The organism is Streptomyces sp. NBC_00212, from assembly GCF_045206365.1.
Classification (GTDB): Bacteria; Actinomycetota; Actinomycetes; order Streptomycetales; family Streptomycetaceae; genus Streptomyces.
Window position 1 is genome coordinate 2,358,952 of the sequence record NZ_CP108115.1, and the last position, 13,643, is coordinate 2,372,594.

Genomic DNA, 13,643 nt, shown 5'->3' on the forward strand with positions numbered 1-13,643 from the left:
GGGGCCGCGGTCAGCGGCCGGGCCCGGTGAGCGGCCAGCCGGAGACGGCGTCGATCCGTCCGGCGACCAGGGCGGTGTGCAGCAGCGCGTGCTGTCCTTCGGCGCGGTCGGCGGGCGTTTCCAGCGCCCAGCCGTCGGTGGACGCGAGCACCACGGGCAGCCCTGTGGCGGTACGGATCCGGTCCGCGTGCTCCAGGGCGTGCGCGAGGCCCGTGCCGTCGGACGCTCGCAGATGCAGGGCGCAGGCGCCCGCTTCGGCTGCCCCGAGGGCCCGCTCGACCAGAGCGTCGTTCTCGTACGCCCCGGTCCCGGGGCAGCCGAGACCGGCGATCAGCGCGGCGCCCGCGGGGAGCGAGCCGAGGAACTTCCGTTCCAGGAGCCCGTGTTCGGCGGCCTCGGCCTCGTCGCAGTGGCCGATGTCGTCGAGGACGACCTCGACGACGGGGAAGCCGACGGCCTCGGCCCGGTCGGCCGCCGCCGTGTCCAGGGCGCGCAGGACCACGCCGAGCACGGTGGCGTCGAAGAAGACGCGCTCCAGGGCGGCGCGCCAGGCGTCGCTCTCGCCGGCGCCGACCGGGCGCCGCCAGTCGGCGAGCACCAGGGAGCTGCCGGCCACCGAGTACGCCTCGCAGGCGCGGATCTGCCGCTCGGCCCGGTCCGCGACGACCGTGACGAGCCGGTTGCGCAGCAGCGTGCCGCCAAGCCGCAGCGGCGCGCCGAGCGCGTGCCCGCCGGGGACGGCTGTCGCGGTGCGCGGCGCGTCGTGGGCGTAGGCCTCCTCGGCGGCGGCGATGCGTTCGGGGTGGCGGCGGCGCAGGCCCGCGAGGCCGATCGCGCTGGTCCTGGTCAGGAAGTGGAATCCGAAGCGGTCGGGCTCCCGGTCCATGCGCGAGCCGAACGTCTCCCACCAGCGCATGCTGGGCAGCGCCCAGCGCTGGGTGCGCTCGGTCTCCGGGCGGCGCCGCGCCTCGTAGCGGCAGAGCGCGCCCTCGACGGGGTCTTCCTCGCCTCTAGCCGCCAGTTCGGCGGCGAGCCCTATCGCGTCCTCCATCGCCATCTTGGTGCCCGAACCCACGGAGAAGTGCGCGGTGTGCGCCGCGTCCCCCAGGAGGACGAGATTGCGGTGCGACCAGGAGCGGTTGCTCACGTGCAGGAAGTTGGCCCACTTGCTGTTGTTCACCAGGAGCGGGTGGCCCTGGAGCTGTTCGGCGAAGACCTGCTCCATGAGCTCCTGGGCGTAGGTGTCGCTCACCCCGGGGGCGGCGGACCGCTCGGTGGAGGTTTCGAGTCCCGCCGCCCGCCAAGTGGTCTCGTCGGTCTCGACGATGAAGGTGTGCAGCCCCTCTCCGTACGGATAGGCGTGCGCGGCGAAGGCGCCGAACGCGGTCCGCACGAACGGGAAGGTCACCACCTCGAAGGGGGCCCGGGTGCCGAACCAGACGTACTTGCCCGCGCCGGGCCGGGCCAGGGTGCCGAAGCGGTCCGAAAGGGCGTTGCGGGTCGCCGAGTTGACGCCGTCGGCCGCCACCACCACGTCGTGTGCGGAGGTGAGCTCCAGGGCGTCGGCCGGGTCCTCGAAGCGCAGATCGGCCCCGGCCCCGGCGGCCTGCTCCTGAAGGATGGCGAGCAGCGTCTTGCGGGCGATGGCGGTGAATCCGTACCCGCCGTAGCGCAACGACCGCCCGCCGTACCGCAGTTCCATGTCGGTCCAGGCGACGCTGGCCTCGACGATCCGGCGGTGGGTGGCGGGGTCGGCCCGCTCGAAGGCGGACATCGTACGGTCCGAGAAGACGACGCCGAATCCGAACGTGGCGTCGGGGGCGTTGCGCTCGTGGACGGTGACCTGCCGGGCGGTTCCCCGCAGCATCAGCAGCCTGGCGAGGAACAGCCCTCCGGGACCTCCCCCGACGACAGCGACATCCAGCACGGCCAGCACCCTCTTTCCCTGCTCGGCGGCATCTGCCCGGGGCGTTCTCCGGGCGACGTGAGGGAGCTTCGCGTGGCGGGCTCAAGCCGTCTTCAAGGCGTCTTCAAGGTGCTTCAAGGTGCCTTCAAGGCGGCCACGCCCGGCCGGGGCCGACTGCCGCGCGCCTCGATGACCAGCGGGAATGGCCGATCAGGAACGGTTCGTTCCGCGATTGTCAGAGGTGTCCTGTTGTATGGGGGCATGGAGCACACGAGCAACGCGGAACTGCGCACCGAGGCCGACACCGTCCTCGCCCGTCTCGTCGGGGACGCCACCGGCACCGCGCGGCTGCGCGAGGACCAGTGGCGGGCGATCGAGGCGCTGGTCGCCGACAAGCGCCGGGCGCTCGTCGTGCAGCGCACCGGCTGGGGCAAGTCCGCGGTGTACTTCGTGGCGACCGCGCTGCTGCGGGCCCAGGGCGCGGGCCCCACCGTGATCGTCTCGCCGCTGCTCGCGCTGATGCGCAACCAGGTGGATGCCGCGGCCCGGGCGGGCATCACCGCCCGGACGATCAACTCGGCGAACCCCGAGGAGTGGGACACCGTCCAGGAGGAGGTCGCGGCGGGCGCGGTGGACGTGCTGTTGGTGTCGCCGGAGCGCCTGAACAACCCGGACTTCCGGGACAACGTGCTGCCGAAGCTGTCCGCGGCCACGGGGCTGCTCGTGGTGGACGAGGCGCACTGCATCTCCGACTGGGGTCACGACTTCCGGCCCGACTACCGCCGGCTGCGCACCATGCTGGCCGAACTGCCGCCGGGCGTCCCGGTGTTGGCCACCACCGCGACCGCGAACGCACGGGTGACGGCGGACGTGGCCGAGCAGCTCGGCACCGGCGGCGGCTCGGACGCGCTGGTGCTGCGCGGCCCCCTGGACCGCGAGAGCCTCAGCCTCAACGTGCTCGCGCTGCCGGACGCGGCGCACCGGCTCGGCTGGCTCGCCGACCACCTCGACGAGCTGCCGGGCTCGGGAATCATCTACACGCTCACCGTCGCGGCGGCCGAGGAGATCACCACCTATCTGCGCCGGCGCGGGCACACGGTCGCCTCGTACACCGGCAAGACGGAGAACGCGGACCGCCAGCAGGCCGAGGACGATCTGCTCGCCAACCGGGTCAAGGCCCTGGTCGCCACCTCGGCGCTCGGCATGGGCTTCGACAAGCCGGACCTGGGCTTCGTGGTCCACCTGGGCTCGCCCTCCTCCCCCATCGCCTACTACCAGCAGGTCGGCCGCGCGGGCCGCGGCGTGGCCCACGCGGAGGTTTTGCTGCTCCCGGGCCGCGAGGACGAGGCGATCTGGAAGTACTTCGCGTCGGTGGCCTTCCCGCCCGAGGAGCAGGTCCGCCGCACCCTGGACGTCCTCGCCGAGGCCGGCCGCCCGCTGTCGCTGCCCGCCCTGGAACCCCTGGTGGAGCTGCGCCGCACACGCCTGGAGACAATGCTCAAGGTGCTCGACGTGGACGGCGCGGTGCACCGGGTCAAGGGCGGCTGGACGAGCACGGGCGAGCCCTGGGTGTACGACACCGAGCGGTACGCGTGGGTCGCCCGGCAGCGCTCCGCCGAGCAGCAGGCGATGCGCGACTACGCGTCGACGACGGGCTGCCGCATGGAGTTCCTGCGCCGTCAGCTCGACGACGAGCAGGCGGAGCCGTGCGGGCGCTGCGACAACTGCGCGGGCGCCCGCTTCACCGCGGACGTCTCGGGCACGGCCCTGGACGAGGCGCGCGGCGAGCTGACCAGGCCGGGCGCGGAGGTGGAGCCCCGCAAGATGTGGCCCACGGGCCTCGCGGCGATCGGCATCGACCTGAAGGGGCGCATCCCCGCGGGCGAACTGGCCTTTTCCGGAAGGGCGTTGGGGCGGCTTTCGGACATCGGCTGGGGCAACCGGCTACGCCCGATGCTCGCGCCGGGCGCCCCGGACGGGCCGGTGCCGGACGACGTGGTGCAGGCCGTGGTGAGCGTGCTCGCCGACTGGGCGAAGGGCCCCGGCGGCTGGGCCTCGGGCCGCCCCGACGCGCCGCAGCGGCCGGCCGGCGTGGTGACGGTGCCCTCGCGCACCCGGCCCGTGCTCGTCTCCTCGCTCGGCGCACGGATCGGTGAGATCGGCCGGATGCCCCTGCTCGGCTCGCTGGAGTACGCCGAGGGCCCGGCGGGCGAGCGGATCGCCCAGTCCAACAGCGCCCAGCGGGTGCGCGCGCTGCACCACGCCTTCGTCGTTCCGGACGCCCTGTCGACCGCGCTCGCCGAGGCCCAGGGCCCGGTGCTGCTGATCGACGACGCGTCCGACACGGGCTGGACGCTGGCGGTGGCGGCCCGGCTGCTGCGCCGCTCCGGAGCCAAGGGGGTGTTCCCGCTGGTCCTCGCGGTCCAGTCGTGACGGCAGGGGTGACCGGGGGTGCCGCTGGGCAGGGATATGAGTGCCATACCCGTCGATTCAGGTCAGCGGCGTCAATTGCTCGTTGCCGCCTGACCTCGCGGCGGCAAGAATTGGATCCGCCCCCGCACGGTCCCCCTGTGGTCCGGAAGGGCTGTGCCGTGGTGCGCCCTCACCCGACCCTGCCCGCACTGTGGGCGCGTATCCGGAAGGGAGGACCGTGACCTTCGGATTCTCTCCGTCCGCGGCGTCCACCCCCATGCCGGCCGACTCCACGAACCGCTTCGGCCGGATCCTGGAGCCCGCCGAGTGGGCCGCGGCCGGCATTCCGCTGCTGCGCAATCCCCGTGAGGTCGTCAGCGGACTGCACGCCCGGCACCGGCCGACGCCCACGACCGCGGTCGTCGCGGTCCTCGACCATGAGGAACGGCTCGCGGCGAGCGCGTCGTTCACCCGCCGCGCGGCTCCGGCCGACGGCTGGGAGTTCCGCAACGCGCTGCTCGCGCACCTGCGCCGGGTGATCCCGCACGATCTGCGCCGCCGGGCTCCGGTGCGCACCGCAGTGCTGCTCTACTGCCGCGACGGCGACGAGCGCTGGACGGAGGAGGACGGCGCCTGGCTGTGGGGTCTGCGCGACGCCTGCACGCTGCACGGGCTGCGCTGCGGCGCGTACATCACGCTGACGCGCGGTGGCTGGCAGGTGCTCGGCGAGGGCCGCGGCGGCCGCCGTCCGAGCTCCATCGCCGGGCCGGATTCGCTGGCCGACGCCGAGAACGAGCTGGCCGAGCCACTGCCGCTGCGCTCGGGAGCCGGCGCGGTGGAGATGCTGCGGCGCACCGCCGCGCGCTGAACCGTTCCGGCACGGCCGGGACACGGGCGTGGCCCGCTGTGAGTGCTCGTCCGGTTGGAGAGCTGGTCCGGTCTGAGAGCTGATCCGGCTTGGGAGCCGGCCCGGTTCCGAGCCCGGCCGCCGCCCCGCCGGACGGATCCGGCCAGGGGCATGGCGGCACGGCCTCTGGGCCTCGGGCTCCGGAGCGCTCGCCCCGGATTCCCGACTCGGGCCCGCGCGTCCGTGACGATGCCGCGCGAGGGCCTGGGCTCCTGGGCCGGAGCTCAGACTCCGGCGCCCAGCGCCGCGTTGATCCGCTGCGGGTCGCCGCACACGATGAGCAGCGCCTCGGCGCGGGCCAGGGCGAGCGGCAGCGTGCGGGCGGCAGTGTCGTCGGCCGCGTCGGCGTTGACGGCGACGACGACCACGGGCCGGGCCGAGGCCCGTTCCACGGTGGCGGCACCGGCGTAGAAGACGTCGTCGCGGGCGTCGTGCTGGGCCCAGTAGGCGTCCTCGCCGAAGGACAGCTCGTGCGCCGCCCACGGGTGCGCCTCACCGGTGGTGAGGACCAGGATGTCGCCCGGCGCGCGGCCGGTGTCGAGCAGCAGGTCCACCGCTTCGCCCGCGGCGTCGAGCGCGCCGTCGGCCGGAGCCGGGATCAGCTGGATCTGCGGGCCAGCAGGGCTCGGTGGCCGATTCGGCGGGGTCTGCGCGGCGGCGCCGTGCGTCCGCTGCGCGGGGGGCGTGGGCCGGGCCGGGCCGGGGCCCGGGCGTCCGGGACGCGGTGCGGCCGCGGGACGCGGACCGGGTACGGGGTGAGGGGTCTGCGCGGTGCGGCCGGCGGCCGGGGTGACGCGGGGACCCTGGGCACTCTCGTGAATCTGAGGCTCCTCGGGGATGAGAGGCATGAGTTGATGTCTATCAAATGCCGGTGAAGGCGTCACCGGCGGGTGGGCACAAAGGTGCGATCGGGGCGGAGTCTCCTCGCAACTGGGCGGGAAAGTCCAGGGATTTCGGGATGCGGCCCGGCACTTTCCCACGTCCGCGAAGCGGACCGGAAGGCTCCGGGAACGGGGTCGCACCATCCGGACAACGGACCGATAACCTCCGGAAATCGTCCGGAATCCGCGGGTGATCCGGGTCAGAAGTCGAAGCCGAGCTGTCCCCCGCTTTCGAGTGCGGCCGCCTCCGCGGACAGCCGCGTCTTCTTGAGATGCCGCCACCGTGGCAGCGCGTCCAGATACGACCAGGACAGCCGGTGGTAGGGCGTCGGCCCCAGTTCCTCCAGCGCCGCCTTGTGCACGGGCGAGGGATAGCCGGCGTTCTCGGCGAAGCCGAATCCGGCGTACTGACCCTGGGCGCCCGCGAGTTGGGCCATCATCGCGTCCCTGCGCACCTTGGCGATCACCGAGGCGGCGGAGACCGCGATGCAGGACTGGTCACCCTTGATCACCGTACGGACCCGCCAGGGAAGGCCGAGGTAGTCGTGCTTCCCGTCCAGGATCACCGCGTCCGGCCGGACCGGCAGCGCCTCCAGGGCGCGCACCGCGGCAAGCCGCAGGGCCGCCGTCATGCCCAGCTCGTCGATCTCCTCGGGTGAGGCGTCGCCGAGCGCGTAGGCGGTGACCCAGCCCTCAAGGACCGCGGCGAGCTCGGTGCGGCGCTTGGGCGTGATCAGCTTGGAGTCGGTGAGTCCGGCGGGCGGGCGGCGCAGTCCGGTGACGGCTGCGCACACCGTGACGGGACCGGCCCACGCCCCGCGTCCGACTTCGTCGACACCGGCGACGATCTTGGCCCCGGTCGTGGCGCGGATCGAGCGCTCGACGGTGTGGGTGGGTGGTTCGTACGGCATGGCGCTTGCAAGGTTACGCCGCCGGGGACCGCCCGCGACACCCAGGTCCGCGCCGATCGCCCACGGGCCGCTCCGAGGCCGCGGTCAGCCCTTGCGGGGACGCAGCAGCGGCACCATGACCTGGTCGATCATCGCGGCGATGTCCTCGTCGCTCCATTCGCTTCCGCACACCTTCTGCCGGTACATCATCAGCCCCGGGATCACATCGAAGACGAGCTCGCCGGTGGCGTCGGGGCGCACATCGCCCCGCTCGATTCCGCGGCGCACCACCTCACGAAAGAGCTTGTTGGCGGGCTCGATCACCCGCTGCAGGATCAGCTCGTGGAACCGGTCGGCCGAGGCGCTGTCGCATTCGTAAAGGACCGACCGCAGTGCGTGGCCGGACCGCGAGTACATGGTCCCGCGGACCCTTCGGCACAGCTGGTAGAGGTCCTCGCGTACGGAACCGTGGTCCGGCGCGTCGTCGAGGCCGGGGAAGCCGGACCGCAGCGCGTCCGCGACCAGCTCCGCCTTGGAGGGCCAGCGGCGGTAGACCGCGGCCTTCCCGGTCTGCGCGCCGGCGGCCACCCCCTCCATGGTGAGACCGCTCCAGCCGACCGTGCTCAGCTGTTCCAGCGCGGCGTCCAGGATCGCCCGCTCCAGGACGGGGCCCCGGCGGCGCAGCGAGACGGGCCGTGCCCCGGTGTCGGTCCAGCGCGAAGTAGCCATCTTCTTCTCTCCGTTGGGGACTCTCCGCGGGGACGGATATCCCCTGTTGGGGACGGTGTTCCACCCTTGGGGACGGGGGTTGAAGCGTACGTGGGCGGCGGTGCCCGGCCTCCCATGGTGACCTCGCGTCACCGGATGTTCCAGACACCACCCGGGCCCATCGACCCCCGGGCCCGGCCCCGGCCCACGGCCGACTCGGGCCCAACTCCCAAGGGAAAGGCTTGTGTTCGCTCCCGGCCAGTCACTATCGTCAGCCATTAGTGAACGGAAGCGTTCACTACGGCTTTCAGGGGGACCTCAGTGACGCCCAATCGGATAGGCACAGCCCAGCCCACAGAAACCCGCCCCGGCCCCAAGGACCGACCGGCCCGGCCCGGCATAGCCCTGACCGTCATCGCCGCGTGCCAGCTGATGGTGGTGCTCGACGCCACCATCGTCAACATCGCTCTGCCCCACATCCAGACCGCGCTCGGCTTCTCCACCAACGACCTCACCTGGGTCATCAACGCCTACGCGCTCACCTTCGGCGGGCTGCTGCTGCTCGGCGGCCGGGCCGGTGACCTGCTGGGCCGGCGCCGGATGTTCATCACCGGCATCCTGGCCTTCACGCTCGCCTCGCTGCTCGGCGGATTCGCCCAGGAGCCCTGGCAGTTGCTCGCGGCGCGCGCCCTCCAGGGCATCGGCGGCGCCATCGCCTCGCCGACCTCGCTCGCGCTGATCGCGACGACGTTCCCCGAAGGCCCGGAGCGCAACCGCGCGTTCGGCGTGTTCGCCGCCGTCTCGGCCGGTGGCGGCGCGATCGGCCTGCTCGCGGGCGGCATGCTCACCGACTGGCTGAACTGGCGCTGGGTGCTGTTCGTCAACGTACCCATCGGCCTCTTCATCGCCTTCCTCGCGCCCCGCTTCATCAAGGAGTCGGAGCGCCATCCGGGCCGCTTCGACCTCACCGGCGCGCTGACGTCCACGCTGGGCATGGCGGCGCTGGTCTACGGGTTCATCCGGGCTTCGTCGGACGGCTGGAGCGACTCGCTCACGCTGGGCTCGTTCGCCGCGGCCGTGCTCCTGCTCCTCCTGTTCGTCGCGGTGGAGCGCCGCTCGGCCCAACCCATCACGCCGCTGCGGATGTTCGCCGACCGCAACCGTTCGGGTACGTACGTGATGATGCTCAGCCTGGCCGCCGCGATGTTCGGCATGTTCTTCTTCATCGTGCTCTTCGTGCAGAACGTGCTGCACTACAGCCCGATCAAGGCGGGCCTGGCCTTCCTTCCGGTGACGGTCGCGATCGTCACGGGCGCCGGAATCTCCTCCAACCTTCTGCCGAAGCTCGGCCCCAAACCCTTCATGGTGACCGGAACCACGCTCACCGGCCTCGGCATGGCCTGGCTGACCCAGATCGACCCGGAGAGCTCGTACGCGGGCGGGATCCTCGGCCCGATGCTGATGTTCGGCACCGGCATGGGCCTCAACTTCGTCACCCTGACCCTGACCGCCGTCTCCGGTGTCGCCGACAAGGAATCGGGCGCCGCCTCGGGCCTGTTGAACACCACCCAGCAGGTCGGCGGCGCGCTCGGCCTGTCCATCCTGACCACGGTGTTCGGCACCGCGAGCCGCCACGAGGCCACCGCCCGGGTCAAGGACTTCCTCGCCAACGGCTCGCCCGAGCAGAAGGCGGCGTTCCTCAAGTCCCATCAGCTGCCCGCCCCTTGGAGCGACGCGGTCCTCGCGCACGGCATCGGCATCGCGTTCATCGCGGCCGTCGCGCTGGTCGCCCTGGCGATCCTGACCGCCGTCTTCGTCATCCAGGTCCGCAAGAGCGACCTGGAGGCCCTGAGCGGCAAGAGCGCCGGCGCCGCGCTCTGACTGACCATGAAGGAGCCGCCACGGCCGCGGCGAGCGGGCGGGGCGGCTCCTGTACGCGATGGGACGCGTCAGCCGACCGGGGCGGCCGGGACCCAGTCCGGCAGCTGCTCGGTGCGCTCCAGCCAGGCGGCGGGCGGCGCCCCGGCCGGTGCGGCCGCGATCACCCCGCCCACGATCGCGCAGGTCGTGTCGACGTCGCCGCCCACCTGCGCGGTCGTCCAGAACGCCGACTCGTAGGCGCCGAGCCCGCGCGCCGCCGACCAGAGGGCGAACGGCACCGTGTCGTGCGCGCTGGTGCGCCGCCCGGAGCCGAGCACCGCGGCCACGGTCGCCGCGTCGTCGTAGTCCAGCATGTCCCGCGCCCGCCGCAGCCCGGCGCCGACCGCGCTGCGCGGCACGAGCGCGATCACCGAGTCGAGCAGCTCGCCCGGCCCGGGAGGCCCCGCGGGGTCGGCGACCAGGGCCGCGGCCGCCGCGACGGCCATGGCGCCGACGACGGCCTCGCGGTGCTGGTGAGTGGTGTACGAGGAGATCTCGGCCTGGTGGGTGGCCTGCTCGGGATCGCCCGCGTACCAGGCACCGAGCGGCGCGATCCGCATCGCGGAGCCGTTGCCCCAGGAGCCCTGGCCCTTGAACAGCGCGGAGGCCAGCTCGCGCCAGTCCCCGCCCTCCCTGACCAGGCGGAGCATCCGGTTGACCGCCGGGCCGTAGCCCCGGTCGAAGTCGTGGTGGTGCGCGAAGGACAGCGCGAGCGCGTCCTGGTCGATCCGGTCGTGCGAGGCGAGCACGGCGAGGACCGAACAGGCCATCTCGGTGTCGTCGGTCCACTGCCAGGGACCTTCGGGCAGTTCCCGGCGCTTGAGGCGGGGGTAGTTGACGGGGACGAAGAACTGGGAGCCCAGTGCGTCGCCGACGGACAGGCCACGCAGGCTGCCCAGCGCGCGTACGAAACGCGGGTCGAGTGATTCGGTGGAGGGGTCAGCGGTCATCTCGGCTCCACTCTATCCGGTGATCCCGTACGGTTCCGGGGCACGCCACCGCTGGAACGGCCGGTCCAGCGAGTACCGCCCGTCGGCGCCGAGCAGCAGCGTCCTGGTCTCGGCGTTCCCCGGATTGGACAGCGACTCGAAGTCCGCCACGCTCCAGTGGAACCAGCGCATGCAGAACAGCCTCATGGTGAGCCCGTGCGTCACGAGCAGCACGTTGGGCGGATGGTCGGGTGCCTCGAAGCTCCGGTAGAGGCTCTCCAGGAACGCCCCCACCCGGTCGTAGACGTCGGCCCCGGACTCGCCCTGGGCGAACCGGTAGAAGAAGTGCCCGTACGCGTCCCGGTACGCCTTCTGCAGCTTGACGTCGTCCCGGTCCTGCCAGTTCCCCCAGTCCTGCTCGCGCAGTCGCGGCTCCTCCCGGATCCGCACCTGCTGCGGGTCGAGGCCGAACGCCCGGAACGTCTCGTGGGTGCGCCGGTAGGGCGAGACGTAGACGCTGACCTTCTCGCTCCCGAACATCGCACGCAGCCGCTCCCCCGTCGCCTCGGCCTGACGCAGGCCGGTCTCGGTGAGCCTCAGCGCGTGATCGGGCTCGCGCTCGTACACGGTGTCGTCGGCGTTGCCCTCCGACTCGCCGTGCCGGACGAGGACGATGCGTCGCGGTCTTGCCATGCCCAAACCCTAGATCGCCCGCGCCACGATCGAGCACTTGTCCGGCCTCCATCCGGCGTAGACGCCCCGGGAGCCGCCTCAGACCGTCCAGTCCGCGTCGAGCCGGACGACGTCGCCGGTCAGCGCGGCGACATCGGTCTCGGTCTGCGCGCGCAGCGAGAGCCGCTCCACCCGGTCGGCCCGGTACTTGCCGTGCTCGGCGGCCGACTGCCACATGGAGAGCACCAGGAACTCATGGCCGGGCGCCTCGGCGAACACCCCGCGCAGCATCCCCGGGGACCCCGCCATCGCCGGGTTCCACACCTTCTCCTGCATCAGCGCGAAGTGCTCGACCCGCTCCTCGTGCACCCGGCAGTGCGCGACGCGGACCACGTCCGCGTCGGTGAAGCGCGGCTCGAAGCCGGTCTTCACGTCGAAGCGGTGGTCGAAGAGCTTCACCTCGATGTCCTTGTACGTGCCGGACTGCGCGGCGGCGAGCCGGTCGTGCGCCCGCGCCATGAAGGAGTCGTAGAACGCGCGGCTCTCCCAGAAGCCGAAGACATGGGCCACTTCGGGCCGCCTCCGGCTCCAGCCGCCGCCCTGCCCCCGGAAACCGGGCTCGCCCAGCAACCCCGCCCATTTCCGCTGCCCCCGCTCGAAACCGCGGCGGTCCACCACGGTGCAGCGAATCCACTTGACCAGCACCGCGCCATCGTACGGCGCACCACCATGCCCCGGTCAGGCTCCGGCGGCGTACTTCCGCGGGAATATGCCGTGCGCCCCGAACCCCAGTTCACCGCCGAACACCCAGACGAAATCACCGGCCATTCAACCCACCCCCCAATGCGCCCAGTTGTGCGAGTTCTTCACGCTCCATCACGATATCGAAGACCTCTGACAACACCCGTCCGAGCTCGTCGGCGGGCACCGTGCTGCGCTCCTCGGTGCCGTCCGTGCGAACGGTGGTGAACTCGTCCCGCACCAGCGCCCGGCGCACTCCGGGCGCCGTCCGCTGCGCCACGACCTGGCCCACGAAACGGGATTGGGGGTGCAAGGAGCTGTAGTGGTTCATGACCGTGAAGTCGGCCGGGTAGAGCGTCTGCGGCGCGAAGGCGTACAGGTCGAGCCATCCCTCGGGCCGCAGCGAGCGCAGTACGTGGGTGCCGTCGTCCTCGATGCCGACGCCGAAGGACCACCCGCCCTGCTCCACGACCGCGCCGTCCCGCAGCGGCACCGGTTCCAGCGGCCCCTGGCTCCCGAACCCCGTGTCGCACAGCCAGAGTTGGCCCTCGACGGTGGCCGCGAGCAGCGCGTGGGTGATCGGCGGAAGTGACGTCCCTCGGGTCCGGTTGCGGGCCCCGCGCCCGCCGAACTCGAAGCCCAGGCGCTCCAACACGGCGGCGAACAGCGAGTTCTGCTCGTAGCAGTAGCCTCCGCGGGCTTGTCCGACGAGCTTGCCGACGAGGCTCTTCACATCCAGCGGGACGGGCCGGCCGAGGGCCACGTCCAGGTTCTCGAAGGGGATCGCCGCCACGTGTGCCCGGTGCAGTTCCCGCAGGGTCTTGAGCGTGGGCGAGGCATCACCGTCGTAGCCGATCCGCGCGAAGTAGGCGTCCAGGTCGACGTCTTGGCCGTTCCACATCATGATCCCCCGGTGAAAACCCGAGGGCCCCCGCGGCCCCCGCCGCACACAATGATCACCGCCCGGGATGCCGCGCGCCAAACCGTTCTTCGAACGACTTCACAAGTACGGGCGTGACAGCATGGGAGGCGTGCGGGGGCGGCAGGTCAGGCACGGGGAGGGGTTTGAATGAGCGGCATCAGCAAAGGGCTCGGCACGGTCGAGGTGGCACTGCGGTGGGACCCCAGCCCGCTCGGCTCCGCCGCCCACGACCTGGATGTGGTGGCGGGGGTCTATCCGGCAGCCGCCCCGTACGGACAGCCCGACTACTGGGTGTACTTCGACAACCGCTCCCCCGACGGCACCATCTACCTGAACCGCGACAGCCGGACCGGCCAGGGCCTCGGGTACGACGAGGTCATGACCCTGGACCTCGGCCGCATGCCCGCGGAGCACGCCCGCGTGGTGGTCGGCGTGATCATCCAGCAGCGGGCGGGGCGCCTCGTCTTCGGCGAGGTGGCGAACCCCGGTGTCCGCATCCGGGACGGCTACACCGAACTGTCGAACCACGGCTTCACGCAGGTCGCGGGCTCCCGGGCCGCGACGGTCGCGGAGTTCACCCGCGCCGAGTCCGGCGCGTGGGCATTTCGCGAGGACATCCGCGGCTTCGCCCTTGACCCGGACGACTTCATCGCCGCCATGGGCGCCGCGACGGCCTGACCCCCTGGGCACGACTGAGGGGACCGGCGATTGCCGGTCCCCTCAGTGCACTTCTGCTCAGCTAAACCCGCGGGTCA

The 13,643-nt window shown here is 72.3% G+C and carries 12 protein-coding genes; 4 read left to right on the forward strand and 8 right to left on the reverse strand.

Translation table 11 applies throughout. From position 1 onward, the window contains the following. Window positions 1-10 precede the first annotated feature (10 nt). Window positions 11-1,927 carry an FAD-dependent monooxygenase gene (locus OHA17_RS10680; RefSeq protein ID WP_406506153.1) on the reverse strand — a complete coding sequence of 639 codons (1,917 nt, stop codon included), beginning with the start codon at window positions 1,925-1,927 and terminating at the stop codon, window positions 11-13. A gap of 240 nt (window positions 1,928-2,167) precedes the next feature. Between OHA17_RS10680 and OHA17_RS10685 the strand changes: the two genes are divergently transcribed. Together OHA17_RS10685 and OHA17_RS10690 are read left to right on the forward strand one after the other, a co-directional pair. Continuing rightward, window positions 2,168-4,339, forward strand: coding sequence for a RecQ family ATP-dependent DNA helicase (locus tag OHA17_RS10685; RefSeq protein ID WP_406506155.1), 2,172 nt, complete (start codon window positions 2,168-2,170; stop codon window positions 4,337-4,339). A 217-nt stretch (window positions 4,340-4,556) separates the two neighbouring features. Then, window positions 4,557-5,186, forward strand: coding sequence for a hypothetical protein (locus OHA17_RS10690; protein WP_053726366.1), 630 nt, complete (start codon window positions 4,557-4,559; stop codon window positions 5,184-5,186). 263 nt (window positions 5,187-5,449) lie between these two features. Here OHA17_RS10690 and OHA17_RS10695 read toward each other — a convergent pair whose 3' ends face one another. From OHA17_RS10695 to OHA17_RS10705, 3 genes are all read right to left on the reverse strand, one after another. After that, window positions 5,450-6,073, reverse strand: a complete 624-nt coding sequence (locus OHA17_RS10695) for a hypothetical protein (RefSeq protein ID WP_406506157.1) — start codon at window positions 6,071-6,073, stop codon at window positions 5,450-5,452. Window positions 6,074-6,306: 233 nt separating this feature from the next. Next, window positions 6,307-7,017 (reverse strand): ribonuclease HII, encoded by a 711-nt coding sequence (locus OHA17_RS10700; RefSeq protein WP_406506159.1) that lies wholly within the window; start codon window positions 7,015-7,017, stop codon window positions 6,307-6,309. Between the two features lie 84 nt (window positions 7,018-7,101). Further along, a complete protein-coding gene (locus OHA17_RS10705) occupies window positions 7,102-7,725 on the reverse strand; it encodes a TetR/AcrR family transcriptional regulator (protein ID WP_406506161.1) in 624 nt (207 codons plus the stop codon). A 315-nt stretch (window positions 7,726-8,040) separates the two neighbouring features. Here OHA17_RS10705 and OHA17_RS10710 point away from each other — a divergent pair, with 315 nt between their 5' ends. Then, entirely contained in the window at window positions 8,041-9,585 is a 1,545-nt protein-coding gene (locus OHA17_RS10710) for an MFS transporter (RefSeq protein ID WP_406510682.1), read from the forward strand. A 68-nt stretch (window positions 9,586-9,653) separates the two neighbouring features. On the opposite strand, the gene OHA17_RS10715 is transcribed toward OHA17_RS10710, so the two are convergent. The 4 genes from OHA17_RS10715 to OHA17_RS10730 all read right to left on the reverse strand — a co-directional run bounded on the left by OHA17_RS10715 (window position 9,654) and on the right by OHA17_RS10730 (window position 12,870). Then, entirely contained in the window at window positions 9,654-10,574 is a 921-nt protein-coding gene (locus tag OHA17_RS10715) for an ADP-ribosylglycohydrolase family protein (protein ID WP_406506163.1), read from the reverse strand. A 12-nt stretch (window positions 10,575-10,586) separates the two neighbouring features. After that, window positions 10,587-11,246, reverse strand: coding sequence for a histidine phosphatase family protein (locus tag OHA17_RS10720; RefSeq protein WP_406506165.1), 660 nt, complete (start codon window positions 11,244-11,246; stop codon window positions 10,587-10,589). A gap of 78 nt (window positions 11,247-11,324) precedes the next feature. After that, window positions 11,325-11,930 carry a YdbC family protein gene (locus tag OHA17_RS10725; RefSeq protein ID WP_053726373.1) on the reverse strand — a complete coding sequence of 202 codons (606 nt, stop codon included), beginning with the start codon at window positions 11,928-11,930 and terminating at the stop codon, window positions 11,325-11,327. 112 nt (window positions 11,931-12,042) lie between these two features. Continuing rightward, window positions 12,043-12,870: an arylamine N-acetyltransferase gene (locus OHA17_RS10730; protein WP_406506166.1), complete on the reverse strand. Its 828-nt coding sequence runs from the start codon at window positions 12,868-12,870 to the stop codon at window positions 12,043-12,045. A gap of 165 nt (window positions 12,871-13,035) precedes the next feature. Between OHA17_RS10730 and OHA17_RS10735 the strand changes: the two genes are divergently transcribed. Next, entirely contained in the window at window positions 13,036-13,566 is a 531-nt protein-coding gene (locus OHA17_RS10735) for a TerD family protein (RefSeq protein WP_406506168.1), read from the forward strand. Window positions 13,567-13,643 lie beyond the last annotated feature (77 nt).

Coding starts and splice junctions, on each gene's coding strand:
- OHA17_RS10685 (WP_406506155.1), top strand. CDS start 2,168: ATGGAGCACACGAGCAACGCGGAACTGCGCACCGAGGCCGACACCGTC.
- OHA17_RS10695 (WP_406506157.1), bottom strand. CDS start 6,073: ATGCCTCTCATCCCCGAGGAGCCTCAGATTCACGAGAGTGCCCAGGGT.
- OHA17_RS10700 (WP_406506159.1), bottom strand. CDS start 7,017: ATGCCGTACGAACCACCCACCCACACCGTCGAGCGCTCGATCCGCGCC.
- OHA17_RS10705 (WP_406506161.1), bottom strand. CDS start 7,725: ATGGCTACTTCGCGCTGGACCGACACCGGGGCACGGCCCGTCTCGCTG.
- OHA17_RS10715 (WP_406506163.1), bottom strand. CDS start 10,574: ATGACCGCTGACCCCTCCACCGAATCACTCGACCCGCGTTTCGTACGC.
- OHA17_RS10720 (WP_406506165.1), bottom strand. CDS start 11,246: ATGGCAAGACCGCGACGCATCGTCCTCGTCCGGCACGGCGAGTCGGAG.
- OHA17_RS10730 (WP_406506166.1), bottom strand. CDS start 12,870: ATGATGTGGAACGGCCAAGACGTCGACCTGGACGCCTACTTCGCGCGG.
- OHA17_RS10735 (WP_406506168.1), top strand. CDS start 13,036: ATGAGCGGCATCAGCAAAGGGCTCGGCACGGTCGAGGTGGCACTGCGG.